This is a genomic window from Pseudomonas sp. 8_5_2 (assembly GCF_059295255.1).
On the sequence record NZ_CM181238.1, the window covers coordinates 2,877,563 to 2,903,663 of the forward strand.

Annotated in this window: 23 protein-coding genes; 14 read left to right on the plus strand and 9 right to left on the minus strand. The window is 63.5% G+C overall.

The annotated features are described in order from the left end of the window. The first annotated feature begins 195 nt into the window (after window positions 1-195). The 14 genes from AC5O5R_RS13200 (at window position 196) to AC5O5R_RS13265 (ending at window position 16,373) form a co-directional block, all read left to right on the plus strand. Window positions 196-1,107 carry a LysR family transcriptional regulator gene (locus AC5O5R_RS13200; RefSeq protein ID WP_494512672.1) on the plus strand — a complete coding sequence of 304 codons (912 nt, stop codon included), beginning with the start codon at window positions 196-198 and terminating at the stop codon, window positions 1,105-1,107. A 98-nt stretch (window positions 1,108-1,205) separates the two neighbouring features. Then, the gene (locus tag AC5O5R_RS13205; RefSeq protein WP_172227818.1) at window positions 1,206-2,147 is read left to right on the plus strand and encodes a hydroxymethylglutaryl-CoA lyase; all 942 of its coding nucleotides are present in this window, start codon (window positions 1,206-1,208) and stop codon (window positions 2,145-2,147) included. Between the two features lie 24 nt (window positions 2,148-2,171). Next, window positions 2,172-3,362: a CaiB/BaiF CoA transferase family protein gene (locus AC5O5R_RS13210; protein ID WP_172227820.1), complete on the plus strand. Its 1,191-nt coding sequence runs from the start codon at window positions 2,172-2,174 to the stop codon at window positions 3,360-3,362. 12 nt (window positions 3,363-3,374) lie between these two features. After that, window positions 3,375-3,899 (plus strand): gamma carbonic anhydrase family protein, encoded by a 525-nt coding sequence (locus tag AC5O5R_RS13215; protein WP_172227822.1) that lies wholly within the window; start codon window positions 3,375-3,377, stop codon window positions 3,897-3,899. Between the two features lie 67 nt (window positions 3,900-3,966). Next, the gene (locus AC5O5R_RS13220) at window positions 3,967-5,283 is read left to right on the plus strand and encodes an MFS transporter (RefSeq protein WP_172227824.1); all 1,317 of its coding nucleotides are present in this window, start codon (window positions 3,967-3,969) and stop codon (window positions 5,281-5,283) included. Between the two features lie 44 nt (window positions 5,284-5,327). Then, a complete protein-coding gene (locus tag AC5O5R_RS13225; RefSeq protein ID WP_172227826.1) occupies window positions 5,328-6,608 on the plus strand; it encodes an OprD family porin in 1,281 nt (426 codons plus the stop codon). A 341-nt stretch (window positions 6,609-6,949) separates the two neighbouring features. Next, window positions 6,950-7,690, plus strand: coding sequence for a gluconate 2-dehydrogenase subunit 3 family protein (locus AC5O5R_RS13230; RefSeq protein WP_172227828.1), 741 nt, complete (start codon window positions 6,950-6,952; stop codon window positions 7,688-7,690). Between the two features lie 3 nt (window positions 7,691-7,693). Further along, window positions 7,694-9,478 carry a GMC family oxidoreductase gene (locus AC5O5R_RS13235; protein ID WP_172227830.1) on the plus strand — a complete coding sequence of 595 codons (1,785 nt, stop codon included), beginning with the start codon at window positions 7,694-7,696 and terminating at the stop codon, window positions 9,476-9,478. A 12-nt stretch (window positions 9,479-9,490) separates the two neighbouring features. Next, the gene (locus tag AC5O5R_RS13240) at window positions 9,491-10,738 is read left to right on the plus strand and encodes a cytochrome c (protein WP_172227832.1); all 1,248 of its coding nucleotides are present in this window, start codon (window positions 9,491-9,493) and stop codon (window positions 10,736-10,738) included. Between the two features lie 479 nt (window positions 10,739-11,217). Next, on the plus strand, window positions 11,218-12,237 hold the full coding sequence (locus tag AC5O5R_RS13245) for a LacI family DNA-binding transcriptional regulator (RefSeq protein WP_494512677.1): 1,020 nt from the start codon (window positions 11,218-11,220) through the stop codon (window positions 12,235-12,237). A 67-nt stretch (window positions 12,238-12,304) separates the two neighbouring features. Continuing rightward, window positions 12,305-13,096, plus strand: coding sequence for an AP endonuclease (locus AC5O5R_RS13250; RefSeq protein ID WP_172233548.1), 792 nt, complete (start codon window positions 12,305-12,307; stop codon window positions 13,094-13,096). Next, the gene (locus AC5O5R_RS13255) at window positions 13,089-14,039 is read left to right on the plus strand and encodes a sugar kinase (protein ID WP_494515451.1); all 951 of its coding nucleotides are present in this window, start codon (window positions 13,089-13,091) and stop codon (window positions 14,037-14,039) included. The genes AC5O5R_RS13250 and AC5O5R_RS13255 overlap by 8 nt, the downstream gene beginning before the upstream one ends. 57 nt (window positions 14,040-14,096) lie before the next feature. Continuing rightward, window positions 14,097-15,389 (plus strand): MFS transporter, encoded by a 1,293-nt coding sequence (locus AC5O5R_RS13260; protein ID WP_172227515.1) that lies wholly within the window; start codon window positions 14,097-14,099, stop codon window positions 15,387-15,389. A 9-nt stretch (window positions 15,390-15,398) separates the two neighbouring features. After that, window positions 15,399-16,373, plus strand: coding sequence for a 2-hydroxyacid dehydrogenase (locus AC5O5R_RS13265; protein ID WP_172227517.1), 975 nt, complete (start codon window positions 15,399-15,401; stop codon window positions 16,371-16,373). Window positions 16,374-16,554: 181 nt separating this feature from the next. On the opposite strand, the gene AC5O5R_RS13270 is transcribed toward AC5O5R_RS13265, so the two are convergent. From AC5O5R_RS13270 to AC5O5R_RS13310, 9 genes are all read right to left on the minus strand, one after another. Further along, on the minus strand, window positions 16,555-17,520 hold the full coding sequence (locus AC5O5R_RS13270; RefSeq protein WP_172227519.1) for an endonuclease: 966 nt from the start codon (window positions 17,518-17,520) through the stop codon (window positions 16,555-16,557). Between the two features lie 146 nt (window positions 17,521-17,666). Continuing rightward, a complete protein-coding gene (locus tag AC5O5R_RS13275) occupies window positions 17,667-18,662 on the minus strand; it encodes an aldo/keto reductase (protein ID WP_494515452.1) in 996 nt (331 codons plus the stop codon). 186 nt (window positions 18,663-18,848) lie between these two features. After that, window positions 18,849-20,033, minus strand: coding sequence for an MFS transporter (locus AC5O5R_RS13280; protein ID WP_172227523.1), 1,185 nt, complete (start codon window positions 20,031-20,033; stop codon window positions 18,849-18,851). A gap of 195 nt (window positions 20,034-20,228) precedes the next feature. After that, window positions 20,229-20,699 (minus strand): Lrp/AsnC family transcriptional regulator, encoded by a 471-nt coding sequence (locus tag AC5O5R_RS13285; RefSeq protein WP_172227525.1) that lies wholly within the window; start codon window positions 20,697-20,699, stop codon window positions 20,229-20,231. Between the two features lie 20 nt (window positions 20,700-20,719). Beyond that, window positions 20,720-22,015, minus strand: a complete 1,296-nt coding sequence (locus AC5O5R_RS13290; protein WP_172227527.1) for an NAD(P)/FAD-dependent oxidoreductase — start codon at window positions 22,013-22,015, stop codon at window positions 20,720-20,722. A 96-nt stretch (window positions 22,016-22,111) separates the two neighbouring features. Beyond that, window positions 22,112-22,951 (minus strand): ABC transporter substrate-binding protein, encoded by an 840-nt coding sequence (locus tag AC5O5R_RS13295; protein WP_172227529.1) that lies wholly within the window; start codon window positions 22,949-22,951, stop codon window positions 22,112-22,114. A 61-nt stretch (window positions 22,952-23,012) separates the two neighbouring features. Then, window positions 23,013-23,777, minus strand: coding sequence for an amino acid ABC transporter ATP-binding protein (locus AC5O5R_RS13300; protein WP_172227531.1), 765 nt, complete (start codon window positions 23,775-23,777; stop codon window positions 23,013-23,015). A gap of 15 nt (window positions 23,778-23,792) precedes the next feature. Continuing rightward, window positions 23,793-24,758 carry an amino acid ABC transporter permease gene (locus tag AC5O5R_RS13305; RefSeq protein ID WP_172227533.1) on the minus strand — a complete coding sequence of 322 codons (966 nt, stop codon included), beginning with the start codon at window positions 24,756-24,758 and terminating at the stop codon, window positions 23,793-23,795. Window positions 24,759-25,135: 377 nt separating this feature from the next. Continuing rightward, the gene (locus AC5O5R_RS13310; protein ID WP_172227535.1) at window positions 25,136-26,017 is read right to left on the minus strand and encodes a LysR family transcriptional regulator; all 882 of its coding nucleotides are present in this window, start codon (window positions 26,015-26,017) and stop codon (window positions 25,136-25,138) included. Window positions 26,018-26,101 lie beyond the last annotated feature (84 nt).

The following is a 26,101-nucleotide window of genomic DNA, read 5'->3' on the forward strand; positions in this document are numbered from 1 at the left end:
ACTTGAAAAATGCGTTGCAGGCCTTGTGGGGCAAGGCGTCCGGTTTTTTTACAGGGCCATCTTCGAGGTTTTGGCAGTGGGTCCGGTTGCCCCAAGGTTGGGGATTGGGGGCAGGGGGGCCGGGCCCATCACCGGGAGATCTGTGGGTCAGGCCCTGATACAGTCTGCGCTTCCATCCCCGACCCGAGCCCAGCAATGCAACCCCTCGACCCCCTGTCCCTGAACCTGTTCATCATCGTCTGCGAGGCGGGCACCATCGCCCGCGCCGGCGAGCGTGCGTTCATGGCGCCGTCTGCGGTCAGCAAACGCATCTCGGACATCGAGGCGCGCTTCGGCACCGCCTTGCTCACTCGCAGCAAGCGCGGTGTCGAGCCGACCCCGGCAGGCCTGGCCCTGTTGCGCCATGCGCGGGAAATGACCCGCGCCATGGAACGCCTGGACAGCGAGCTGAGCGAATACGCCGAAGGTGCGCGTGGTCATGTGCGGGTGCTGGCCAATGTGTCGTCGATCATGGAGTTCCTGCCCGAGGAACTGTCGGCGTTCATGCTGGAAAACCCGCTGATCCAGGCCGACATCGAAGAACGTTTCAGCCCCGACGTGGTACGAGGCGTGGCCGAAGGCAACGCAGACCTGGGCATATGTCGCAAATCCATGGCAACCGGCGACCTGGAGTTCGTGCCCTACCGGCAAGATCACCTGGCCGTGGTGGTCGGTGCGGACCACCCCTTGGCTACTCGCCAGCAGCTTGCCTTCGAAGAAACACTGGCGTACGAGCACTTGGGCCTGTCGACCTTCGCCACCCTGAACACCTTCATGCGCAAAAGGGCCGAACAGGCCGGTGGGGAGCTGCGTTTCCGCTCCTACGTATCGTCGTTCGACGCGGCATACCGCCTGGTGCAATTCGGCCTGGGCCTGGCCGTATTCCCGCAAGAGGCTGTGGGCCGGTATGCGACGTTGTTCGACCTGAAGGTGATTCCGCTGACCGACGACTGGGCGCTGGGCGAGTTCGTCATCTGCATGCGCGACCGGCACGCATTGTCCCTGTCGGCGCGGCGCCTGCTTGACCACTTGCTGCTGCGCGCACCGGCCTGGCAGGCGCCTGGCTGATCCATCGTGGCTGGCGATGGATCAGCCCGTGAAACACGTCTTTTCTGCTTGGCACCCAGCTTTTAGTCTGGCGCAACGCTTCAGACAGAGAGACCGTGATGACAACAATAACAATCAACGAAGTCGGCCTGCGTGATGGCTTGCAGAGCTTGCAAACGATTATGCCGACCGCTGCCAAACGCCGCTGGATCGACGCCGCCTACGTTGCCGGCGTGCGCCATATGGAAGTCGCCTCGTTCGTGCCTGCACGCCTGCTGCCGCAAATGGCCGACGCGCGCGAAGTGGTGGCCCACGCCCTCACATACCCCGACCTGCAAGTCACTGTGCTGGCGCCGAACCTGCGTGGCGCCAGGGACGCATTGGAATCGGGTGCGCAGCGCATCGTTGCCCCGGTGTCGGTGAGCATGGCCCACAGCCTGGCCAATGTGCGCCGCACACCCATGGAAATGGTCGAAGAACTGGGCCGCATGTGCCAACTGCGTTCCGAAATGGGCCTGCACGATGTGCAGCTAGTGGCTGGCATGTCGGTAGCCTTTGGTTGCACCCGCCAGGGTGAAGTGCCCTTGGCCGACCTCTGCGCGCTGACCCGCCAGGTCATCGAGGCGGGTTGTGACCTGGTCTCCCTGGGCGACACCACCGGCTACGCCAACCCCGGCCAGGTGGCAACCGTACTGCAGGCGGTGCGGGCAATTGCCGGCGAGCGGCTGAAGGCGGCGCACTTCCACGATACCCGCGGCCTGGCCCTCGCCAACAGCCTGGTGGCGGTGCAGCAGGGTATCGGCGAGCTGGATGCCTCGCTGGCCGGGCTGGGTGGCTGCCCGTTCGCCCCGGGCGCGTCCGGCAACACCGTTACCGAGGACCTGGTGTTCATGCTGCAAAGCATGGGCTACGACACTGGCATCGACCTGCCTGCGCTGATCGCTTCGCGCCAGGTACTGACTGAAGCGCTGCCGGGCGAGCCTCTCTACGGGTGTATTGCCCGCGCCGGTTTGCCGCTTGGCTTTGCCCACCCTTCGCCGCACACCGAACAGCACGCCTGACCTGCCTGAACGAGGAGCACCACGATGTCCAGACTTCCCTTGGACGGCATCCGTGTCGTCGAAATTTCACACATGGTCATGGGCCCGACCTGCGGCATGATTCTCGGTGACCTGGGTGCCGAAGTGATCAAGATCGAACCGGTGCGCGGTGACGGCACGCGCCGCTTGCTGGGTGCGGGGGCGGGTTTTTTTCGTACCTTCAACCGCAACAAGCAGTGCATCGCCGTCGATGTCGAAACCCCTGAGGGCCGCGAGGCGGTCCTGCAGCTGATCGACACCGCCGACGTGTTCATCGAAAACTTCAAGCCCGGCCGGATGCACAAGCTGGGGTTCGGCTACCCCGCGCTGCGTCAGCGCAACCCCCGGCTGATCTATGCATCGCACAAGGGCTTCCTCAGCGGGCCCTACGACAACCGCCTGGCGCTGGACGAGGTGGTGCAGATGATGGCGGGCCTGGCTTACATGACCGGGCCAGTGGGCCGCCCGTTGCGTGCGGGCAGCTCGGTCAACGACATCATGGGCGGCATGTTCGGGGCCATTGGCGTGCTGGCGGCGCTCAATGAGCGCCACACCACCGGCAGTGGCCGCGAAGTGCAAAGCGCCCTGTACGAGAACTGCGTACTGCTGGCAGCCCAGCACATGCAGCAGTACGTGGTCACCGGCGAGGCGGCAGCGCCGATGCCCAACCGCAACAGTGCCTGGGCCATCTATGACGTGTTCACCTTCGCCGGCGGCGAGCAGATGTTCGTGGCGGCTACCGGTGAAGGGCAGTGGCGGGCGTTGTGCCAGGTACTGGGGCAGGCAGCTTTGCTCGATGACCCGACGCTGGCCAGCAACAACGACCGCGTGTTGCAGCGGCCACGTCTGCTGGCGCACCTGGCCGAAGTGTTCACGCTACTCGACGCAGGGCAACTGGCGCTGCAACTGGAAGCCAACGGCATTCCCTTCGCGCCGATTCGCCGGCCTGAAGAACTGTTCGATGACCCGCACCTGCAGCAGAGTGGCGGCATGGCCGAGCTTCAGCTCGAAGACGGCAGCCACACACCGATGCCGTTGCTGCCACTGTCGCTGGACGGCCAGCGCCTGCAGCCACGCCGGGCGATTGCACGGATTGGCGAGCATACACGCAAGGTGATGCGTGAGCTGGGCTACAGCGATGCGCACATTGCCGAGCTTTGCGCGGCGGGCGTACTGAAAACCGACGACGCAGCCTGAGGACGAGTTGAAATGGCGATCTATCAATACGACACCCGCACGCCCAACCTTCACCCGGAAACCTTCGTTGCCGAAGATGCCACGGTGATCGGCGACGTTACGCTCGAACAAGGCGTCAGTGTATGGCCGCAGGCCGTGCTGCGCGGGGACAATGAACCCATCCATATCGGCCAGCACAGCAACGTACAGGAAGGTGCGGTGCTGCATGCCGACCCTGGCTTTGCGCTCACCGTCGGGCGCGGCGTGACTATCGGGCACCAGGCCATGCTGCATGGCTGCACTATCGGTGACGGCGCGCTGATCGGCATTCAGGCGGTGGTGCTCAATGGCGCGGTCATCGGTAACAACTGCCTGGTCGGTGCCGGCGCTATCGTCACCGAGGGCAAGGTGTTCCCTGACAATTCACTGATCCTCGGGGCGCCGGCCAAAGTGGTGCGCGAGCTGACGGCAGAAGCCATCGCCAGCATGCAGCGCAATGCCGCCGAGTATGTCGGCAAAGGCCAGGCGTTCAAGGAGAAGCTGGTCCGAATCCGCTGAAAACCCTGCAGGCGGCGCCCCCGGAGGTGCTGCTGCTCTCCAATAATTACAACAATGGAGATCCACCATGGTTGCCATGACCGGCGAACTCGCGCGTGAGCGCAACGACAGCCACATCGACGAATTGCTGCTGTACCGCCGCGTGGCCTGGCGCATCATGCCGCTGGCCATCATCTGCTTCCTGTTCTCGTACTTCGACCGCATCAACATCAGTTTCGCCAAGGCTCAGATGCAGCAGGAACTGGGCTTGAGCGATGCCGCCTACGGCCTGGCCGCGAGCATGTTCTTCGTCGGCTACGTGCTGTTCGAAGTGCCCAGCAGCTTTGGCCTGAAGCGCTACGGAGCACCGGCGTGGATCTGCCGGATCATGGTGTCGTGGGGCCTGGCCACGGCTGCGCTGGTGTTCGCCTATACCCAGCACACGCTGTACTTCCTGCGGTTTCTGATCGGCGTGATGGAGGCCGGATTAGGCCCGGCGATCCTGTTCTACCTGGCGTGCTGGTTTCCCCGCAAACACCTGGCAAAAATGAATGGCCTGTGGTTCCTGGCGGTGCCGTTGGCCGGGGCTGTCGGTGGGCCTGCAGCGGGCTTCCTGCTGGGCACCATGGACGGCGTGCTGGGCCTGGCCGGCTGGCACTGGTTGTTCCTGATGTCCGGCCTGCCGTGCGTGGTGCTGGGCGTACTGGTGCTGTGGAAGCTGGACCGTGATATCGAATCGGCGAAGTGGCTGAGCCGCGAAGAAAAGGACCTGCTGGTACAGAATCTGGCCGAGGACAAACGCACTGCAAAGCCGATTCTCGGCTCGCTGTGGCGGGTGTTGCTGACCCGTGAAGTGGCGATCATGGCGTTCATCTACTACGTGGTCAAAACCGCCTCCTATGGGCTGAATTTCTGGATGCCGCACCTGATCAAGTCTTCGGGTGTGCAGGACATGCTCTGGGTTGGCGTGCTGTCGGCACTGCCCTACGCAGTAGCCTGCGTCGGCATGGTGCTGCTCACCCGCCGCTCCGACCGCACCGGCGAGCGCAAGCGCTACCTGGTGTACTGCCTGCTGGCAGCGGCAGCGGGTTATCTGCTGGCATGCCTGTTTTCCGGTTCGTCCGTGGCGATGATGGCCGCACTGGTGCTGGCTACTGCTGGCACGTTCATCGCCATCCCGATCTTCTGGACCATTCCGCAATCGACCTTCTCGGGGCTGGCGATTGCCACCGGCACTGCGGCAATCAACTCGGTCGGGCAACTGAGCGGCATTGTCGCGCCGGTGATGGTGGGCAAGATCAATGACCTTACCGGCAGCACCTACATGGGCATGCTGTCGATCGCGCCGCTGATCCTGATCGCCTGCCTGGTGGTGATGCGCTACGTGCGCAACCCCAGAAGCTGAGTGGCGCTGAGTCTTCGAACAACAACAAGAAAAAGGCACATCCCATGATCGTTATTTCCCGGCGGGCATCGCTGATGCTCGCGGCGCTTTGCTGCACCTGCCAAACCGTCCACGCCGCGTTCATGGGGGACGGTAGCGGCAGCCTGGAACTGCGCAACTTCTATTTCGACCGCGACTTTCACGGCGACAGAGCCGCGCAATCCCGGCGTGGTGAATGGGCCCAGGGCTTGATGCTGCGCTTGCAGTCGGGTTACACCGAAGGCGTGGTCGGCTTCGGCCTGGATGCAGCGGGCATGCTCGGGGTAAAGCTGGATTCGTCGCCCGACCGTAGCGGCACCGGATTGCTGCCCAGGGGCAGTGACAGGCGCGCTGCAGACGAATACGCCAAAGCCGTCGCCACTTTCAAAGCCCGGTTGGCGCATACAGAGCTGAAGGTCGGCGGCCTGAGCCCGCAGTTGCCGTTACTGGCGTCCAATAACAGCCGATTGTTTCCCCAGTGGTTCAACGGTGCGCAACTGGTGAGCAAGGACCTGGACCGGTTCACATTCACCTTTCTGCAGGTGGATGGCACCAAGCTTCGCGACTCCACTGACTATGAGGACCTGACTGCAATGGCACAGCAGGGCGCCTATTCGGCAACCGTTACCAGTGATCGGCTGTACTACGCCGGGGTCGATTATCAACCCCTGGCGAATCTGACCCTGAGCGTGCATACCAGTGAACTTGAAGATCTGTTCCACCGTGATTTCGCCGGATTGCGGTTCAAGACCGGCCTGGGGCCTGGCGAGGTTTTCACCGAATGGCGATGGTTCGATGCGCGCGATCAGGGCCGGGCGCTGCTGGGTGAGGTCGACAACCAGACCCTCAGCACCAACTTCGGCTACAGCGTCCGCGGGCACACGTTGAGTGGGGGGTATCAGAAAGGCCGTGGCGATACGGCGTATGCCTACGTCGGGGGGACCGATACCTACCTGTTCAGCGAGCAGCAGGTCAGCACGTTCGCGCTGGCCAACGAGCGGGCGTGGATGGTGCGTTACGACTACAACTTCGCGGCGCTAGGCATCCCGGGGCTCACTTTCAACGTGCGCTATGTGACGGGTGACCAGGTCGACCCACAGCGTATTGCCAGCGCCAAGGGCAGGGCGCTGGCGGCCCGCGGTGGCGAAGGCCGGGAGTGGGAGCGGACCACGGATATCACCTATGTGGTGCAGTCAGGTCTGCTCAGGAATGTATCGCTGCGCTGGCGCAACGCGAGCATGCGCTCGAACTTTGCCGATGCGGCGGACGAGAACCGGGTGATTGTGGGGTATACGTTAGGGTTCTGAGACAGGTGCAGTCCGGTGGCAGCCTGCGCAAGCCGTGAAACGGTGGAATTGCCGAGAACGCCATGCTGCATGTTGCCACTCCATTCTGCTCGCTTGATACGAGAGCGGGGGCACTGTAGTCAGCGGGATGTTGATACACAGTGAGCTGCATGTGAAAAAACCTTGGCCCGACAGCTTCCCTGAACGTTCATTTGTCAAGATGTCAAGCATGAAACCGGTTTCAAAACATTTCTGAACGCGTTAGATTATTCGGCTGTCTTCTTGATGGCCTATCAAGATCAACACCCACATTGAAAAACAGATGGCGCCTGTCAAGGCCGCCACAGCCGATGAGGATTCCAATGCCTGAGCATGCCCCGGACAACCCGCGCAGGGATTTCCTGCGCAAGACCCTGACCCTGATCCCGGTCGTTACCGTGGCCAGTACCGGGCTAGGGGCGGGTGCCAGCCAACTGCTTGCCGCCCCGCAGCCCGAGCCCAAAGTGCCTGCCGCTCCACCGGCGGGCCATTACCAGCCGACCTTCTTCAGCGCTGAAGAATGGGCCTTTGTGCAGGCCGCGGTGTCGCGCATCATCCCGGCGGACGAACTGGGCCCCGGCGCGCTCGAAGCCGGCGCCGCCGAATTCATCGACCGGCAGATGAACACCCCCTATGCGACGGGCGCGCAGTGGTACATGCACGGCCCGTTCAACGCCGATGCTGCCCCCGAGATGGGCTACCAGTTGCAACTCAGCCCCCAGCAGATCTACCGCCTGGGCATCGCCGCCGTGGATGGCTGGTGCAAGGCCAATGGCGGTCAGGTTTTTGCTGCGCAAGATAGCGCTACCCGCGACCGTATTCTCAGCAAAGTCGAGGCTGGAGAGCTGCTTTTCGACACCGTCCCGGCCAAGGTGTTTTTCAGCTTGCTGGTGCAGAACACCCGTGAAGGGTTCTTCTGCGACCCGATCCACGGTGGCAACAAGGGCATGGTCGGCTGGACCCAGATCGGCTTCCCGGGTGCCCGCGCCGATTTCATGGACTGGGTCGAGCGCAATGAACCGTACCCGTTCCCGGCTGTTTCGATTCGCGGTGAGAGGGCCTGAGGCATGGCGACTGTGTTGAAAAAAGTGGATGCGGTGATCGTTGGTTTCGGCTGGGCCGGCGCCATCATGGCCAAGGAACTCACCGAAGCTGGCCTGCACGTGGTGGCCCTGGAACGCGGGCCGATGCAGGACACGTACCCGCAAGGCAGCTACCCGCAGGTGATCGACGAGCTGACCTACAGCGTGCGCAAGAAGCTGTTTGTCGATGTGTCGAAAGAAACCGTCACCATCCGCCACGGCGCGCATGACGTGGCGCTGCCCAATCGCCAGCTCGGCGCCTTCCTGCCAGGTAAAGGCGTAGGCGGCGCGGGCCTGCACTGGTCGGGTGTGCACTTTCGGGTCGACCCGGTCGAGCTGCGCATGCGCAGCCACTACGAAGAGCGCTACGGCCGCAAGTTCATCCCCGAAGACATGACTATCCAGGACTTTGGCGTCAGCTATGAAGAGCTGGAGCCGTATTTCGACTTTGCCGAAAAGGTCTTCGGCACCTCCGGCCAGGCCTGGACGGTCAAGGGCCAGGTGGTCGGTGAAGGGAAGGGCGGCAACCCTTATGCGCCGGACCGTTCCAGCGCGTTCCCGCTGCCTGCACAGAAGAACGTAGTGTCGGCCAGGCTGTTCGAAAAGGCCGCCAGCAGCCTGGGCTACAAGCCCTACAACCTGCCGTCGGCCAACACCTCAGGCCCGTATACCAACCCCTACGGGGCGCAGATGGGCCCCTGCAACTTCTGTGGCTTCTGCAGCGGTTACGTGTGCTACATGTACTCCAAGGCCTCGCCCAACGTGAACATTCTGCCCGCGTTGCGCCAGGTGCCCAACTTCGAGCTGCGGCCTGACGCCCACGTGCTGCGGGTAAACCTGGACGACAGCAAGCGCAAGGCTACCGGCGTGACCTACATCGATGCCCAGGGGCGCGAAGTGGAACAGCCGGCAGAGCTGGTGATCCTGGCCGCGTTCCAGTTCAACAACGTGCGCCTGATGTTGCTGTCCGGCATTGGCAAGCCTTATGACCCGGTGCAGAACGAAGGCGTGGTCGGCCGTAACTTCGCCTACCAGAACATGGGTACGGTCAAGGCGTTCTTTGACAAGGACACCTACACCAACAACTTCATCGGCGCCGGTGGCAACGGCATCGCCATCGATGACTTCAACGCCGACAACTTCGACCACGGCCCCCACGGCTTCGTCGGTGGCTCGCCGATGTGGGTGAACCAGGCCGGCAGCCGGCCGATTGCCGGCACCGCCAACCCGCCCGGTACACCAGCCTGGGGCAGCGCCTGGAAAAAGGCCACGGCCGATTACTACACCCACCAGGTCTCGATGGACGCCCACGGCGCTCACCAGTCGTACCGTGGCAATTACCTGGACCTCGACCCGACCTACCGCGACGCCTACGGCCAGCCACTGCTGCGCATGACCTTCGACTGGCAGGAAAACGACATCAGGATGAACCAGTTCATGGTCGACAAGCTGAGCAAGATCGCCCAGGCAATGAACCCCAAAGCCATTGCCGTGCTGGGCAAGCAGGTCAAGGACCACTTCAACACCGCCAGCTACCAGACCACCCACCTCAACGGCGGGGCGATCATGGGCACCGATCCGAAGACCAGCGCGCTGAACCGTTACCTGCAAAGCTGGGATGTGCATAACGTTTTCGTGCCAGGGGCATCGGCGTTTCCGCAGGGCCTGGGCTACAACCCGACCGGGCTGGTGGCCGCGCTGACCTACTGGTCAGCCCGCGCCATTCGTGAGCAGTACCTGAAAAACCCCGGCCCGCTGGTCCAGGCTTGAGGAGCGATGAACATGAAGACACTGTTGATCGCAACCCTGCTGCTGGGCGCCAGTGCAACGGCACAGGCCACCGCCAATGAAGACGCCCAGGTGCGTCAGGGCGAGTACCTGGCGCGTGCCGGCGACTGTGTGGCCTGCCATACCGCCAAGGGCGGCAAGCCGTTCGCCGGCGGGCTGCCGATGGAAACTCCCATCGGTACGGTGTACTCGACCAACATCACCCCGTCGGCCAGCGGCATTGGCCAGTACAGCTTCGAAGACTTCGACCAGGCCGTGCGCAGGGGCATCGGCAAGGACGGCAGCACGCTGTATCCGGCAATGCCATACCCCTCTTACGCGCGGGTCGGCGAGCAGGATATGCAGGCGCTGTACGCCTATTTCATGAGGGGCGTGGAGCCGGTCGAACAGGCGAACAAGGCCACGGATATCCCGTGGCCGTTGAGCATGCGCTGGCCGCTGGCGATCTGGCGCGGGATGTTTGCACCAGAGGCCAGGCCGTGGCAGGCATCGGCGGCAGCCGACCCGGTGGTGAACCGGGGTGCGTACCTGGTCGAAGGCCTGGGGCACTGTGGCGCCTGCCATACGCCGCGCGCGCTGACCATGCAGGAGAAAGCACTCAGTGCAGAGGATGGCGCGCAGTTCCTGGCTGGCAGCGCGCCGCTGGAGGGCTGGATTGCGAAGAACCTGCGTGGTGACCACAAGGACGGTTTGGGCAGCTGGAGCGAAGCGCAGCTGGTGCAGTTTCTGAAGACCGGGCGCAGCGACCGCAGCGCGGTGTTTGGCGGCATGAGCGACGTGGTCGAGCACAGCATGCAGCACATGACGGATGCCGACCTGACAGCCATCGCCCGTTACCTGAAGACATTGCCGCCGAGCAACCCTGACGACAAGCCGCATGTGTATGACAAGCAGGTGGCGCAGGCGCTATGGCAAGGGGACGACAGCAAGCCGGGCGCGGCGGTGTATATCGACAACTGCGCGGCTTGCCACCGCACTGATGGCCAGGGCTATACCCGGGTGTTCCCGGCCCTGGCTGGCAACCCGGTGGTGCAGACGGCGGATGCCACGTCGCTGATTCATGTGGTGCTGGCAGGCGGCACGATACCGGCGACGCACACCGCGCCGTCGAACGTCACCATGCCGGCGTTTGGATGGCGGCTGAGTGACCAGGAGGTTGCTGAAGTGGTGAATTTCATTCGGAGTAGCTGGGGGAACCAAGGGGATGCTGTCAGTGCAGGTGATGTGAAAGCGCTTCGCTAAGGTTGCATCAGGGCTGACAGTAGCCTGCCGCGCCATGTGCAGCGCCTGTGAGATCGAGCGCCGCCCGCGCGGCGCTTCGCGGGTGAACCCGCTCCCACATTTGTTGCAACGTACCAAACCTGTCAGGCCATGGTTGCCAGCCTTGTCGGGCCGACGCGATTTCATGGCTGGCGCATCTGCCGCCACGCTCGCCTTGAGTCATGCACCAAGGCGGGAAACGCCGCTTTTACAGGCATGGCCACGTTGCAACAAATGTGGGAGCGGGTTTACCCGCGAAGCGCCGCGCGGGCGGCGCTCGATCTCATAGGCGCTGCATCTCTTGTGGCAAACACCTGCCAGGCCTGATGCATTCCCTATGAAAACCGCCATGCCGCTCCCAAAATTAAACGCCCCAGCCCAACTAAATGTTGACGAACACGCATACTTTTGCTGTATTGAAACCGGTTTCATCGCTACCACAACAATCATAAGGACTGCCCATGACCGACGCGCCTGCCCATCACCGCGAACGGGTCACCATCAGCGAAGTTGCGCGTGTCGCTGGCGTCTCCAAGGCCACCGTTTCGCGCTACATCGGTGGCGACCGCCAGTTGCTGGCCGAAGCCACCGCCAAGCGCCTGGCCGAGGTCATCGAGCGCCTCGGCTACCGTCCCAACCAGATGGCCCGTGGGCTGAAGCGCGGCCAGACGCGCCTGATCGGCATGCTGGTGGCCGATATCCTCAACCCTTATTCAGTGGCGGTGATGCATGGTGTGGAAACCGCCTGCCGTCAGCACGGCTACAGCCTGGTGGTATGCAACACCAACCGCGACGACGAGCAGGAGCGCCATCACCTGGTAGCCCTGCAGAGCTACAACGTCGAAGGGCTGATCGTGAACACTCTCGGCCATCACCCCGGCGAACTGCTCAATTTGCAACGCGAAATCCCCATGGTACTGATCGACCGCCAGTTGCCCGAGCTGGAGGTCGACCTGGTCGGCCTGGATAACTTCGATGCGGTCGAGCAAGCGCTCGACCACCTCCAGGCACAAGGTTACCGGGATATCCTGGCCGTCACCGAGCCGCTCGATGGCACCAGCTCGCGGCAGGAGCGGGTGCAAGCGTTCGGCCAGTCGATCAGCCGTCGCCCCGGCATGCGCCAGCAGGTGCTGGAAACCAGCGCCGGGCTGGGCGCCCAGCTGGCTTCGTTTCTGGCCGCCAGCGGCCATGGCCCGCAGGCCATCTTCACCTGCAACGGCGTCGCCACCTTGGCGGTGACCCGCGCCCTGCACGAGGCCGGGCGCAATCTGTTCGCAGACGTCGGGCTGATCGCCCTCGACGACCTCGACTGGTTCCCCTTGGTCGGCACGGGTATCACAGCCCTGGCCCAGCCCACCGAGCGTATCGGCGTGACGGCATTCGAAAGCCTGCTCGGCCGCCTGCGCGGCGTCAGCGGGGCAGCCCGGCGCATCGACTTCAAGGCCGACCTGATCATCCGCGGTTCAACTCACCCACGCTAACCAGTGGCAGGCATTGGCGTGCCTGCTGTCGACAACAAATGAAACCGGTTTCATAAGGACAACAACAATGCACGCGAACCCCGTTTCCATCAGCCTCTCCAGCTATGGCGCCGACTTTGTCCGGCAACGTGGCCAGGAGCAGTTTCTTGACCTGCTGGCAGCCGCCGGCGTCGCCCGTGTCGAGTTGCGCGAAGAGTTGTTCGCCACTACTCCCGACGCAGCAGCGCTGGGTGCGGTCATTGCCGCGCTGGACCTGGAGTGCCTGTATTCCACACCGCTTGAACTGTGGACCGAGCAAGGCCTGCCTGACCCGCAATTGACGCACAAGCTGGACACTGCTCACGCCCTGGGGGCGGTAGCGCTCAAGGTTTCGCTGGGGCACTACCATGAGCGCTGCGACATGGCCGCCCTGGCAGCGCTGTTGCCTGTGCACGGGCCGCTGCTGCTGGTGGAGAACGACCAGACTCGCCAAGGCGGTCGTATCGAACCGCTGCAGCACTTCTTGCAGCGCGCCGACCAGCTTGGGCTGGGCCTGGGCATGACCTTCGACATTGGTAACTGGCAGTGGCAGGGCGAGCCTGCAGCACAAGCCGCGCGCCAACTTGGCCGGTGGGTGCGCTATGTGCACTGCAAAGCCGTTCAGCGCCTGGCCGATGGTCGTCTGGCTGCCGTACCACCCCAAGCAGCCGACCTGCGGGAGTGGGCCGGGCTCATGGCGGAATTCGCCCCGGGTGTGGTGCGCGCCGTCGAGTACCCGCTGGTCAGCGACGACCTGCTGACGCTGACCCGTGCTCAGGTGCGCGACCTGTCGCTGCTGGGGCTGCAGGCGGCATCGACCGGGGAGCTGAGCCATGCATGAGCAAGACGTGCTGTGCTTCGGCGAGACCATGGCCATGTTCGTCGCTGAGCAGGCGGGGGACCTGGCCAGTGCCGGCCAGTTTGGCAAGCGCATTGCCGGCGCCGACAGCAATGTTGCCATCGGCCTTGTGCGGCTGGGCTTCAAGGTCCGCTGGCTGAGCCGTGTAGGCAACGATTCGCTGGGCCGTTTCGTGCTCGACAGCCTGCGCCGCGAAGGCCTGGACTGCTCCGCCGTCGAGGTGGACGCCAGTTGCCCCACCGGCTTCCAGCTCAAGGCCCGCTGCGACGATGGCAGTGACCCGGCGGTGGAGTATTTCCGCCGCGGCTCGGCGGCCAGCCGGCTGTCGCCAGCGCACGTGGCCCCAGGCTTGCTGCAGGCCCGTCACTTGCACGCCACCGGCATCCCGCTGGCGCTGTCGGAGGGCTGTAGGGCCTTGTCCCACGCACTGGTGGACGCCATGCGCGCAGCCGGGCGCAGCATCTCGTTCGACCCCAACCTGCGCCCGTCGCTGTGGCCGGACCCCCGCACCATGGTGCGGGAGATCAACCGCCTGGCGGTCAAGGCCGACTGGGTCTTGCCGGGCCTGGAAGAGGGCCGGTTGCTGACCGGCCAGCATACCCCGGCAGACATCGCCGCTTTCTACCTCGACCAGGGGGTAGAGCTGGTAGTGATCAAGCTGGGCGACGCGGGGGCCTATTTCCGCAGCGCCAAGGGCGAAGGGCAGGTGGCTTCGGTGCCGGTCAGCCAGGTGGTGGACACCGTCGGCGCTGGCGATGCCTTTGCCGTGGGCGTGCTCAGTGCGCTACTGGAAGGCCGCGCAGTGGCCGGGGCGGTAGCGCGTGGCAACTGGTGCGGCAGCCGCGCCGTGCAGTCGCGCGGCGACATGGAAGGGTTGCCATTGCGCCATGAACTGGAGGCTCACGAACTGCGCATCAGCGCGTGAACAGCCGAACCGCGTCACCTGTTGCAACAAAAACAAAAAGCTCAGGAGAAACAAACCATGCAAAGCCAAAGCCTGGCACCGCGCCGCTGGTGGTACATCATACCGATCGTGTTCTTCACCTATAGCCTGGCGTACCTGGACCGCGCCAATTACGGTTTCGCTGCAGCTTCCGGCATGGCCGAAGACCTGCACATCACCCCCGTGCTGTCGTCGCTGCTGGGGGCGCTGTTCTTCCTCGGGTACTTCTTCTTCCAGGTACCCGGCGCCATCTATGCCGAAAAGCGCAGCGTAAAAAAGCTGATCTTCGTTTCGTTGATCCTCTGGGGCGGGCTTGCCACGCTCACCGGCATGGTCAGCAACGTGTACATGCTGATCGGGATCCGCTTCCTGCTCGGGGTGGTGGAGGCGGCAGTGATGCCGGCGATGCTGGTGTACCTGTGCCATTGGTTCACGCGTGCCGAGCGTTCGCGGGCCAATACCTTCCTGATGCTCGGCAACCCGGTGACGATCCTGTGGATGTCGGTGGTATCGGGCTACCTGATCAAACACTTCGACTGGCGCTGGATGTTCATCATCGAGGGCCTCCCGGCGGTCATCTGGGCATTTTTCTGGTGGCGCCTGGTGGACGACCGGCCGGCCCAGGTGAGCTGGCTGAGCGAGCAGGAGAAGGCTGACTTGCAGCAGGCGCTGGCGGCCGAGCAGCAGGGCATCAAACCGATGAAGAACTACCGCGAGGCGTTCCGTTCGCCGCAGGTGATCATCCTGGCGCTGCAGTACTTCTGCTGGAGCATCGGCGTTTATGGCTTCGTTCTCTGGCTGCCGTCGATTCTCAAGCAGGCGGCCAACGTCGATATCGTCCAGGCCGGCTGGCTGGCATCGGTGCCTTACCTGGCGGCCGTGCTGGCCATGGTCGGGGTGTCCTGGGCATCCGACCGCCTGCAGAAGCGCAAGCGCTTCGTCTGGCCGCCGCTGCTGATTGCTGCCGTGGCGTTCTACGGCTCGTATGCCTTGGGCACCGAGCACTTCTGGCTGTCGTATGCGCTGCTGGTGGTCGCCGGCGCTTGCATGTATGCACCGTATGGCCCGTTCTTCGCCATCGTCCCCGAAATCCTGCCAGCCAACGTTGCCGGCGGCGCCATGGCGCTGATCAACAGCATGGGCGCGCTGGGCTCGTTCGGCGGCTCGTGGCTGGTGGGCTACCTCAACGGCGCCACCGGTGGCCCGGGCGCGTCGTACCTGTTCATGTGTGGCGCGCTGCTCACCGCAGTGGCGCTGACTGCCGTACTCAATACCTCGCAGACATCTGGTCGAGCCAAACGCGGCAGCTCGCGCCTTGTCATGAATCATTAGGAAACCGCAATGAAAAAGCGAATCGTGCTGTACAAACGTCTGTCCGATGACCTGATGGCACGCTTGCACGAGCGGGTCGAGGTGACTTGGGTGGACACTACCCAGGCCGATGGCCTGGCCCGCTTGCGCGACGCCTTGCCGGGCGCCCATGGGTTGCTGGGCGCGAGCTTGCGCGTGGACGCCGGCCTGCTCGACCTGGCACCACAGCTGGAGGTCGTGTCCAGCGTTTCGGTGGGCGTGGACAACTATGACATTGCCGAGCTCAACCGGCGAGGCGTGATGTTGACCAACACACCTGACGTGCTCACCGAAACTACTGCCGACACGGGGTTTGCCCTGATCCTGGCGACTGCCAGGCGGGTAGTGGAGCTGGCGAACTGGGTGCGTGAAGGGCGCTGGCAGGCCAACCTGGGGCCCGCACAGTTTGGCAGTGATGTGCATGGCAAGACGCTGGGTATCGTCGGCATGGGCCGTATCGGCGAAGCCCTGGCCCGGCGTGCTGCGGCGGGCTTTGGTATGCGCGTGCTCTACCATAGCCGAAGCGCCAGGCCCGAAGTGGAGGCGCGTTATGCCGCGCGCCAATGCAGCCTGGATGAGCTGTTGCAACAGGCGGATTTCGTTTGTCTGACGGTGCCGCTCAGTGCCAACACCGAAGGCCTGATTGGCGCGCGTGAACTGGCGCTGATGAAGCCTGAGGCGATACTGGTGAACATCTCGCGTGGGCGCGTGGTGGATGAGGAGGCGCTGATCGAGGCGCTGCGGGCCCGGCGCATACGCGGGGCGGGGCTGGATGTTTTTGTGCACGAGCCGTTGGCGGTGGATTCGCCGCTGTTGCAGCTTGATAACGTGGTGGCGACACCGCATATCGGCTCGGCGACCGAGGAAACCCGTCAGGCCATGGCGCGGTGTGCGGTGGACAACTTGCTCAGCGCGCTGGCCGGTGAGCGGCCTGCGAACCTGGTTAATGAAGTGTGTGGTGCTTGAAATCAAGGGGCCGCGTTGCGGCCCATCGCCGGCAAGCCAGCTCCCACACGGACTGCGCAAGGCCCAAGCCACCAAAGATCTGTGGTAGCTGGCTTGCCTGCGATGGCCCAAGCCTTCAAAGACCTGTGGGAGCTGGCTTGCCGGCGATGGGCTGCGCAGCAGCCCCAGATACCATGCAGATCTAGCGACAATTACCGGCTTTTCGATAACCCGCTGCCTGCGCCTCTCCTTCGGTGGCGAAGCTGACCTGGTTCTTTGCCGCCACCTGGTTGTAGCCCGGGCAACCCACCGATAGGTGATAAACGTGGCTGTTGCGGTTGCCCAGCACCGCGCCTACCGACCCGGCACTGGCCAGGCTCGGCTTGGCCTCTGGCTTAGCCGCCTTGGCCGGCACCGCTTGCACCACACCAGCGCCTGCCGGCTTGTAGTCGGCTGTCCATTTGCGCTCGCCGGTCACGAACGGGTTGGCATGCCCCATGATCGCGGCAATGCGCCGGTCGCGCTCTTTTTCCCAGGCCGATACCGGGTGCTGCTTGTCCCAGGCCATCAACAACTGCTGTTGCTGGCGCGACATGCTCAACTTGTAACGGTCGAACATGTAGAACGTGGTGCGGGCTACCAGACCTTTCACTTCGTCACGCGGCTCCGCAGCGCGCTGGGCGAAATCGACCTTGGTGGTGCACTGGCCATATTCGCCGCTATTGCCGGCGACCATTCCATAATTGAAGTTGCTGCGGTCACCATTCACCTCACCCACGGCCGGGTACAGGTTGAACAGGTCGGCCTCCATGGCGCGGAACACCGGGTCGTCATCCACGCAGTGCTCGCGGCCGCCGTTCTTCCAGCACTGGCGCTGGTTGCCGAAGGTGTGCGCGGGCACGATATGTTCCCACTCGGTACGCTCGGCGCGGTTCTGCTGCTTGCGGGTCTGGTAACCGCAGGAGGCCGCATCAATGCGCCCGCCAGACTGGCCCACCCAAGTCCATTTGCAACCGCAGTACAGGTCGCCCATGGCACTGCTGGCCTGGTCCAGATAAACCTTCTGTTTGGCCACCACCTTGGCCTCGGTGAAGGTCGCAGGCGGGTTGGCCAAGGCGGGCAGGGTGAAGGAAAACACTAAGGTTACGGCGTAAAGCAGTGATTTCATGGGGAAAACATATTTCAGATTGGGGCGCGCATTGTAATGCTTTTGGCGTGGGTGACTAGCTCGCCTAGCCACCCCAGTGGTCGGTTCGGGTCGTTGCTGCCCATGCGGCTGAAGGTGTCAGAGTCGAGCATTTTCCGCGCCCAGCGCTACTTGAAGCCGGTCACCGCGTGGGGCACGTAAGGCGCCTGCAGCCGGGCCACTTCGTCTGCGCTCAGCTGTAGCCCCATTGCCGCCAGCGCATCATCCAGGTGCCCCGGTTTCGATGCACCGACAATCGGCGCTGATACGCCAGGTTTGCCCAACACCCACGCCAGCGCCACCTGGGCCATTGGCACGCCGCGTTCGCCGGCGATCTGCTCGACCACATCGATCACCCGGCCGTCTTCCAGCTCGGTGTTTTCATAGAACGACTGCCCGGACACATCGGTGCGCGTGCGCTCGGTCTGCAACCCGTGCGGCCGGGTCAGGCGGCCACGGGCCATCGGGCTCCAGGGCATCAGGCCAACGCCTTGGTCCAGGCACAGCGGGATCATCTCGCGTTCTTCCTCGCGGTAGATCAGGTTGAGGTAGTTCTGCATCGACACGAATCGGCTCCAGCCGTTGCTGGCCGCTATCTGCTGGGCCTTGGCGAACTGCCAGGCGTACATCGACGAGGCGCCGATGTAGCGCGCCTTGCCGGCCTTGACCACGTCATGCAGGGCTTCCATGGTTTCCTCGATGGGGGTGTGGTAGTCCCAGCGATGAATCTGGTACAGGTCGACGTAGTCGGTGCCCAGGCGGGTGAGGCTGGCGTCGATGCTGGCCATGATTGCCTTGCGCGACAGGCCTTGCTCATTGGGGCGGGTGGCGCCTTCCCACATGTTGGCGGGAAAGAACACCTTGGTGGCGATCACCGTTTCTTCGCGGCGGGTGAATTCCTTGAGCAGTTTGCCAACGATGATTTCCGAGGTGCCGGCGGAATAGCTGTTGGCCGTGTCGAAGAAGTTGATGCCTTGCTCGACGGCGTGGCGGATGATCGGCCGGCTGGCGTCCTCGCCCAAGGTCCACGGGTGGGTGCCGGCATCCGGCTCGCCAAAGGTCATGCAGCCCAGGCACAGCCTGGAGATATCGAGCCCGGTACTGCCCAGTTTCACGTATTGCATCATCGTCTCCTTGAAAGGAACGTCATATCTGTAGGAGCAGCCTTGCGCTGCGAAGAGTCCAGTATTGGCAATGCATGTACATCGATCAGACAGGCCTTTTCGCAGCACAACGCTGCGCCTACAGGCGATGGGCCGCAAAGCGGCCCCGATTGCTTGACTGACTGGCATTCGTCCCGAAGGCTGGCCTCAATGCCCGCCCTTCATCCGCCGCGCCACCAGGTAGATACCCAGGCCGACCAGCGCCGTCGCAGCACCGATGTACCCGGTGCCGGTCCAGCCCATGCCTGCAGTGATCGCCATGCCACCCAGCCACGGCCCCAGCGCATTGGCCAGGTTGAACGCCGCATGGTTCGATGCCGCCGCCAGGCTTGGGGCTTCATGGGCAATGTCCATCAGGCGGATCTGCAGCGGCGCTGCCAGGGCAATCATGGTGCCTACCAGGGCAATGCCCAGCAGCAGGCTCCACAGTGCCTGCGCGGCAAAGGTGAAGAACAGCAGCACAGCAACCGACCACACCAGTACCAGCCCCACAGCGCGGAACTGCAGGCGGTCGAACAGTTTGCCGCCCGCGATGTTACCGACGATGCCGCCCACGCCGAATGCCGCCAGGCCGAATGGAATCCATTGCGGCGACGCCTGGGTCACCTGCAGCATGGTCGGTGCCAGGTAGCTGAACACGCAGAACATGCCGGCAAAACCGATCGAGGCGATGGCCAGTGCCATCCATACCTGCGGCAGGGCAAAGGCCTGCAGTTCCTTACGCGGGTCACTGCGCACTTCATCGTGACGTTGGGGCACGCAACGCCACACCAGCACCATGGTGCACAACGCGATGGCGCCCACCAGCACGAATGCCGAACGCCAACCGAAGTACTGGCCCAGCAGCGTGGCGACCGGGTTGCCAAGCAGCATGGCCAGGGTCAGCCCCATCATCACCCGCGCCACCGCACCTGCCCGCTGGTCCTTGGCCACCATGCTCGATGCCACTACCGCGGCGATGCCGAAGTAGGCGCCGTGGGGCAGGCCGCTGATGAAGCGGAACGCGACCAGGCCACCGAATGAGGGCGCGAAAGCGGTTGCCAGGTTGCCGAGGGCATACAGCAGCATCAACAGCAGCAGCATGTGCTTGCGCAGCAGCTTGGCGCCGAGAATCGCCAGCGTGGGGGCACCGACCATGACCCCCAGCGCATAGGCACTGATTGCATGGCCCACTTGCGGTTCGCTCAATTGCAGGTTGCTGGCGATGTCGGGCATCAGGCCCATGATGGCGAACTCGCCGGTGCCGATGGCGAAGCTGCCCAGCGCCATGGCCGCTTCCATCTTGGCGACGATGCTTTTACTGGGGAGAGGGGGGTGTTCCTGGACTGACATCTGGATCCTTATTGAAACATGCTGAAACGTTCAAGGTGGGATCATAGTCAATCTGTGACTGCAACGTCGAGGAAGCGCCGAGCTTCCTCGCATTTCGGCTGGCGTCCGGTGCGTATCAACGGGTTATTGGCTTTGGGCGCTGCCTTGGGATTTTCATCATCCAGGGGAACTCGCGGCAAACAATACGAACCGCAATCACAATGTCAGCTTCTTGCTGAACTTGGTCTCCATCACAATGTGCGAAGCCGTATGGGTCACGCCCTTGATCATGTTGATACACGTCAGCTCGGCATTCAGCTCGCCCAGGGTGTGTGTGGTCAGGTGGATGATGAAATCCATTTCGCCCGACACCGCATACACCGCCTGCACCGAGTCCATCTTGCGCAAGGTGGTCATCACGTCGGTGTAGCTCTTGTTGCTGCACGAGGTCATGGTGAAGCAGTTGATCACCTGCTGCAGCTTGTCCTGGTCGATGCGCACGCTGTAGCCGGTGATCACCCCGGCGTTTTCCAGGCGGTTGATGCGCTCTTGCACCGCCGAGCGCGATACGCCCAGCTTGCGCGCCAGCGACGCGGTGGGCTCGCGGGCGTTGGCCTGCAGCAGCGCCAGCAATTGCCTGTCCTTTTCGGTGAGTTTGAACAGTGCGCCGGGGGGGAGGGCGTCCATGGCAGTTCCTGGTTGTCGTTCTAGTTGCTGTGTTGCGCGCGGGCTTCCTGGAACTTGTCCATCAGCTTAAGCCCGGCATACACGGTCTGGGCCGCGGCCGGCCCGAATGGTCCGCCGTTCCATTGCAGCCCATAGGCGTCGAACAGGCGGTAGCGGTCGGTTTCGCCGCAGACCGCCTCGGCGACCACTCGCGCGCCCACGGGTGCGGTGTTCATACCATGGCCCCCAAATGAAGTACAGGCCCACAGCCCCGGGCCCAGCGGGCCGATGTGCGGCATCTTGTGGCGGGCGTAGCCCATCAGCCCGGACCAGGCCTTGGCAATTTTCAGGCCCTGCAACTGTGGGTACACGCTCAGGATGTCGCGGGTCAGCAACTGCCCCAGGCGCTGTTCGTCCTGCAGGTTGCGTGTGGTGATATGGCCGCCCCACAGCAGGCGGTCGCCTTCGACAATGCGGTAGTAGTCCGAGGCGCGGCGGTTGTCACCCACCGCATCCGTGGTACGTACCACGTCACGCAAGCGCTCATCCAGGTGTTCGGTGAGCACGACATAGGTGGCAATCGGCAAGAACGCCCGGCGCAGCGCGCCGAACTCGGGGCCACCGTAGCCGCCGCAGCAATACACCACGTCGTTGCAGATAACCGCGCCGTGGGCGGTGCTCACGCGATGATGGCCGTTGTTGTGCTGTACCTGCAGCATGGGCGACTGTTCGTGAATGCGGCCACCGGCAAGCTCGACCAGTTCGGCCAGCCCAAGGCAGTAGTTCAGTGGGTGGAAATGAAAACCGTGGCTGTCGCGCAAGCCCTGGAAGTAGCGGTCGGTGTTCAGGCGGCTGCGCAGCGCATCGGTACCCAGGTATTCCATCTCGAAACCGAAGTCGCGGGCCATGCGGTCGCGGGTGCGCTGCAAGTTGTCGGCGTCGTCGTAGCGCACCACGCTGAGCTTGCCGGTAGTGGCAGCGCAGCCTGGCAACTGGTTCTGCGCGATGGTGTCGCGGACGATATCCACCCCTTCCAGCGACAAGCGGAACAATGCAGCGGCGGTGGGCTTGCCGCAGCGTCGCTCGATCGCCGAAAGCCCTTCGGACCAGCCTTGCAGCACGAAGCCGCCATTGCGCCCGGAAGCGCCCCAGGCCACCCGTGCGGCCTCGAGCAGTACCACCGAACGACCACGCGCCAGCAGTTCGCGGGCCACGCTCAGGCCGGCCAGGCCACCGCCGATGACGCACACGTCAGCGCGGGTCTGGCCGCTCAGTGCCGGGCGCTGCGCGGCGGGGCGCATGGTCCCGGTGTAGTAGTTGTTGCTGTAGCTGGACATCGCCTGGGGCTTCCTTTGGCTAGGGTTTGCAGGTCTGGCGGGCACGGGGCGGCCGCACGCCCTTCAGCAGAAGGGCGCTGGCCTGCGGGTCAGGGGTTACTGGACTTGCGTGAGGTCGGCGCCGTACCACTTCTCGGACAGCTGCTTCAGCGTGCCGTCGGCCTTCATGCCGTCGACGGCCTTGGCCAGCTCGGCGTTGAAGGCGTCGTCGCCCTTGTCGGTGGCGATGGCCAGCGGCTCGTAGTAGGCGGGCTTGCCCTGCACCGGGGCAATCGGGTAGCCGGCCTTGATCGCGCCCATGATGGTTGGCAGCGCCGACAGCGTGGCGTCCAGGCGCGTGCCATTGCCCATGCGCAGGTCATCCAGCGGGCCCATGCTGTCGCCGTAGGTCTGTACAGCGCCCGGCTCGACGCTGTAGCTGAAGGCGGGCACGTCCGCCGCGTCGATCTTCAACCGACGGTTGATGTAGTCCTCGGAGGTGGTGCCCGCTTCGACGCCGATGGTCTTGCCGTTGAGGTCGGCAGCGCTGGCGCCGGCGGCGTCCTTGTGCACGGCGAATACGTACGGGGTGTAGTAGTAGATCGCCGGGAAGTCGAGCACCCGGCCACGTTCGGTGGTGGGCGTCATCGAGCCGACCGACAGGTCCCAGCGGCTGGCCCAGCGTCCGGCGGTGATGATGCCGTACTCGGGGGTGACGAACGCCACCTGGGTGCCCAGGCGTTTGCCGATCTCGTTGGCCACGTCGATGTCGAAGCCCTGGAGTGTGTTGTCCTCGCCGAGGAACGACTGCGGTGGCCAGTTGGCCGCCGTGGCCACTTTCATCACCTTGCCCTGGTGGATGCGCTCCAGGGTGGCGCCCGCCCAGGCGGTGCTGGCCATCAGGGCCAGGCTGGCGGCGACGGCGGTAGAAGCGAACAAGCGTGCGACTGGGTTCATTCGGTAAGTCTCCGGGTATGCGTTTGTTGTTGTGGTGTTGGCACAGCGGTAGACACAGGCCTCAGTGGCTGAGGATCTGCGAGAGAAACTCCCTGGCGCGCGCATGGCGTGGGTTGTCGAAGAATTCGCTGGGCTGGCCCTGCTCGATGACCTGGCCGTGGTCCATGAAAATGATGCGGTCGGCGACCCGTCGGGCGAAGCCCATTTCGTGGGTGACGCAAAGCATGGTGATGCCGTCCTGGGCCAGTTCGCCCATCACGTCGAGCACCTCCTTGACCATTTCAGGGTCCAGCGCCGAGGTGGGTTCGTCGAACAGCATGATCCGCGGCTTCATGCACAGCGCTCGGGCAATCGCCACGCGCTGTTGCTGGCCGCCGGAAAGCTGCCCCGGAAACTTGTCGGCCTGGCTGGCGATGCGCACCCGGTCCAGGTACTCCAGGGCCAGCGCGCGGGCCTGGGTGTCGCTGAGCTTGCTGACCAGGCGCGGGCCGAGCATCAGGTTTTCCAGCACGGTCAGGTGCGGGAACAGGTTGAACTGCTGGAACACCATGCCCACCTGGCGGCGCACGGCAGCCACGCTGGCGGCGTCGCGGCCCAGCGGGTTGCCGGCGATCAGCACCTGGCCTTTCTGGAAGTCCTCAAGCAGGTTCAGGCAGCGGATCAGCGTGGACTTGCCCGAGCCGGACGGGCCACAGACCACCACGATCTCGCCGCTGGCGATCTCCAGGTCGATGCCCTTGAGCACGTGAAACTCGCCGTACCATTTCTGCAGGCCGCGAATGGACACGGCGGCCTGGGTGGCAGCGGGGGTGTAAGGCTGGTTCATCATCAGGCTCCTCGATCAGCGGTGTGCGCGGTCGAAACGTTTTTCCAGACGTGACTGCACGGTTTCCAGCAGGATCGACAGGACCCAGTACAGGACAGCGGCGGTGATCAGCATTTCCAGGTGGCGGAACTCTGCACGGCCTTGGGTGCGGGCGAGGAACATCAACTCCCAGACGCCGATTACCGACACCAGCGAGCTGTCCTTGAGCATGGAGATGAACTGGTTGCCCGTAGGCGGGATGATCAGCCGCATCGACTGCGGCAGGATCACCCGGGTCATGGCCTGGAAGGGTGTCAGGCCAATCGCCCGCGAGGCTTCCCATTGACCGCGCGGGATGCTGCTGATGCCGGCACGGAAGATCTCGGTCATATAGGCGCCGTAACACAGCGACAACGCCAGGATGCCTGCCGGCACTGCGCCGACCACATAGCCGAGCTGGGGGATGCCGAGGTAGATCAGGTAGATCTGGATCAGCAGTGGCACGCCGCGGAAAAACGATGTGTAGAAGCTGGCAATGGCGATGGCGAAGCCGTTGGACGACAACCGTGCGGTGGCGCCCAGCAGTGCCAGGACGAAGGCGATGGCGATCGAGACCGTGGAGACGTAGACAGTCGTGAACACCCCTTGGGTGATCATGAAGCCAACCTTGCTGGCGATGAAGCTGTAGGACAGGTCGAAGGTGCCGAAGAACAGCAGGAACAGCAGCAACAGTTCGCACCAGACCGTGATCACCTGGGCCCGCAGCGGAAAACGGCCGAGGATGAACAGGTTCAGTACCAGGGTGATTGCCAGCGTCCCGGCCACCGCGATGTTGCGCAGCAACGGTGCCTGCAGGTCGAGCACGATCGGCCCCATCAGCCGGGCCAGGCTACCGTCGCCGACGCCATAAAGCAGGGCGAGCGCAAATATCACGGCAGTGACCAGGCCCATGAAGGCCGGGTTGTCAGTGGCGCGCGGTTTGACGATGTGGTCTCTGTACATGGGGGTCGTGCCTCACGGAGCTGGGCTCGTTTGTTGTTGTGAGGCCATTGTAGGGAGGCGAAGCGCAGGCAAGAACCTGTTGAAATGCAATGAATCAACAGTTTTCGCTGGCACTTGAACGGGTTGTATCGCGACAAATGCAGATCGATACCCGGCGGATTGTTGGCGTGCTATCGGGTGGAGTACAAATGTACTACCGAACGACCTGGCAGCAATGTGGGGCCTGGCACCGGCTTTGCCGGTGTTCGCGGCTAACGCCGCTCCTACAGGTACCGCGCAACACCTTTTTGGGAGCTACTGTCTTGCTCAGAATCCAGAAGCTTGCGAGATCCCTGTGGGAGCGGCTTTAGCCGCGAAAGGGCCGGAACAGGCTGGTATCAACGCTCCAGGTAATGCGTCTGCGCGGCAAAGTCGATAAACCGCTTGCTGGCCAACGACAGATACTCCCCCGAGCGCCAGCACAACCGGAAGCTCATCTGCTGCGCCGGCCGGAACGGCACGCCGACGATGCCCGGGGTACGCTGCTGCACCGAGCGCAGCAGGGTGGCCACGCCCATGTTGTCCAGCGCAGCCTGCACCACCAGCGAAACGAAGTTGCTCTGCAGGGCCACCTGGTAGGTGATGCCATGCTCGGCGAAAAACGCGTCCAGCAGCTGGCGCTGCACGAACGTACGGTCAAATACCACCATATCGGTATTGCGCAAGTCTTCGGCGGTGAGAAAGGCCTTGCCGGCATAGGGATGGTCGGGGTGCATGCAGCCCAGCATCTCGTCACTGCCCAGCAGGATCGATTCCTTGTCGGGCGGTACGCGCCTGGACTCCAGCAGGGCCAAGTCGATTTCCCGCTGCTCCAGTCGCTGGCCAATATCTTCGGCACTGCCTTCGAACACGGTCATGGCAATGCCCGGGTACAACTGGCGGAAGGCGTTCATCAACCCGGGCACGTAGTGCAGGCCGAACATCGGCGGAATGCCCAGGCGCACTTCGCCTCGTTTCAGGTCGGCCATGTCGCGCAGCTCTTGCCGGGCAATATCCATCTCGCGCAGCGCCGAGGCAATGCGTGGCAGGAACTGCTCGCCCTCGGCAGTGAGTATGACTTTGCGGGTAGTGCGGTTGAACAAGGTCACGCCCAGTTCTTCTTCCAGCCGGGTAACCGCCATGCTCAGCGCCGGCTGGGCAATGTGCAGGTGCTGCGCGGCCTTGGTGAAGCTGCCCTGCCGGACGATCTCGACGCAGCAGCGCAATGCCTTGAGGTTCATTGAGGGGAACTACCTTTCATGCTTGGAGCATTCATAACGAAATGTGATGCCAAGCATCATAACAATATATTTATTATTATTAAC

What these genes read in the sequence shown, in the direction of transcription:
- AC5O5R_RS13255 (WP_494515451.1), top strand. Translation starts at nt 13,089, where the DNA reads ATGCATGAGCAAGACGTGCTGTGCTTCGGCGAGACCATGGCCATGTTC.
- AC5O5R_RS13285 (WP_172227525.1), bottom strand. Translation starts at nt 20,699, where the DNA reads ATGGACGCCCTCCCCCCCGGCGCACTGTTCAAACTCACCGAAAAGGAC.
- AC5O5R_RS13200 (WP_494512672.1), top strand. Translation starts at nt 196, where the DNA reads ATGCAACCCCTCGACCCCCTGTCCCTGAACCTGTTCATCATCGTCTGC.
- AC5O5R_RS13205 (WP_172227818.1), top strand. Translation starts at nt 1,206, where the DNA reads ATGACAACAATAACAATCAACGAAGTCGGCCTGCGTGATGGCTTGCAG.
- AC5O5R_RS13240 (WP_172227832.1), top strand. Translation starts at nt 9,491, where the DNA reads ATGAAGACACTGTTGATCGCAACCCTGCTGCTGGGCGCCAGTGCAACG.
- AC5O5R_RS13210 (WP_172227820.1), top strand. Translation starts at nt 2,172, where the DNA reads ATGTCCAGACTTCCCTTGGACGGCATCCGTGTCGTCGAAATTTCACAC.
- AC5O5R_RS13215 (WP_172227822.1), top strand. Translation starts at nt 3,375, where the DNA reads ATGGCGATCTATCAATACGACACCCGCACGCCCAACCTTCACCCGGAA.
- AC5O5R_RS13305 (WP_172227533.1), bottom strand. Translation starts at nt 24,758, where the DNA reads ATGTACAGAGACCACATCGTCAAACCGCGCGCCACTGACAACCCGGCC.
- AC5O5R_RS13270 (WP_172227519.1), bottom strand. Translation starts at nt 17,520, where the DNA reads ATGAAATCACTGCTTTACGCCGTAACCTTAGTGTTTTCCTTCACCCTG.
- AC5O5R_RS13310 (WP_172227535.1), bottom strand. Translation starts at nt 26,017, where the DNA reads ATGAACCTCAAGGCATTGCGCTGCTGCGTCGAGATCGTCCGGCAGGGC.
- AC5O5R_RS13220 (WP_172227824.1), top strand. Translation starts at nt 3,967, where the DNA reads ATGGTTGCCATGACCGGCGAACTCGCGCGTGAGCGCAACGACAGCCAC.
- AC5O5R_RS13280 (WP_172227523.1), bottom strand. Translation starts at nt 20,033, where the DNA reads ATGTCAGTCCAGGAACACCCCCCTCTCCCCAGTAAAAGCATCGTCGCC.
- AC5O5R_RS13250 (WP_172233548.1), top strand. Translation starts at nt 12,305, where the DNA reads ATGCACGCGAACCCCGTTTCCATCAGCCTCTCCAGCTATGGCGCCGAC.
- AC5O5R_RS13290 (WP_172227527.1), bottom strand. Translation starts at nt 22,015, where the DNA reads ATGTCCAGCTACAGCAACAACTACTACACCGGGACCATGCGCCCCGCC.
- AC5O5R_RS13275 (WP_494515452.1), bottom strand. Translation starts at nt 18,662, where the DNA reads ATGCAATACGTGAAACTGGGCAGTACCGGGCTCGATATCTCCAGGCTG.
- AC5O5R_RS13265 (WP_172227517.1), top strand. Translation starts at nt 15,399, where the DNA reads ATGAAAAAGCGAATCGTGCTGTACAAACGTCTGTCCGATGACCTGATG.
- AC5O5R_RS13235 (WP_172227830.1), top strand. Translation starts at nt 7,694, where the DNA reads ATGGCGACTGTGTTGAAAAAAGTGGATGCGGTGATCGTTGGTTTCGGC.
- AC5O5R_RS13295 (WP_172227529.1), bottom strand. Translation starts at nt 22,951, where the DNA reads ATGAACCCAGTCGCACGCTTGTTCGCTTCTACCGCCGTCGCCGCCAGC.
- AC5O5R_RS13225 (WP_172227826.1), top strand. Translation starts at nt 5,328, where the DNA reads ATGATCGTTATTTCCCGGCGGGCATCGCTGATGCTCGCGGCGCTTTGC.
- AC5O5R_RS13260 (WP_172227515.1), top strand. Translation starts at nt 14,097, where the DNA reads ATGCAAAGCCAAAGCCTGGCACCGCGCCGCTGGTGGTACATCATACCG.
- AC5O5R_RS13230 (WP_172227828.1), top strand. Translation starts at nt 6,950, where the DNA reads ATGCCTGAGCATGCCCCGGACAACCCGCGCAGGGATTTCCTGCGCAAG.
- AC5O5R_RS13300 (WP_172227531.1), bottom strand. Translation starts at nt 23,777, where the DNA reads ATGAACCAGCCTTACACCCCCGCTGCCACCCAGGCCGCCGTGTCCATT.
- AC5O5R_RS13245 (WP_494512677.1), top strand. Translation starts at nt 11,218, where the DNA reads ATGACCGACGCGCCTGCCCATCACCGCGAACGGGTCACCATCAGCGAA.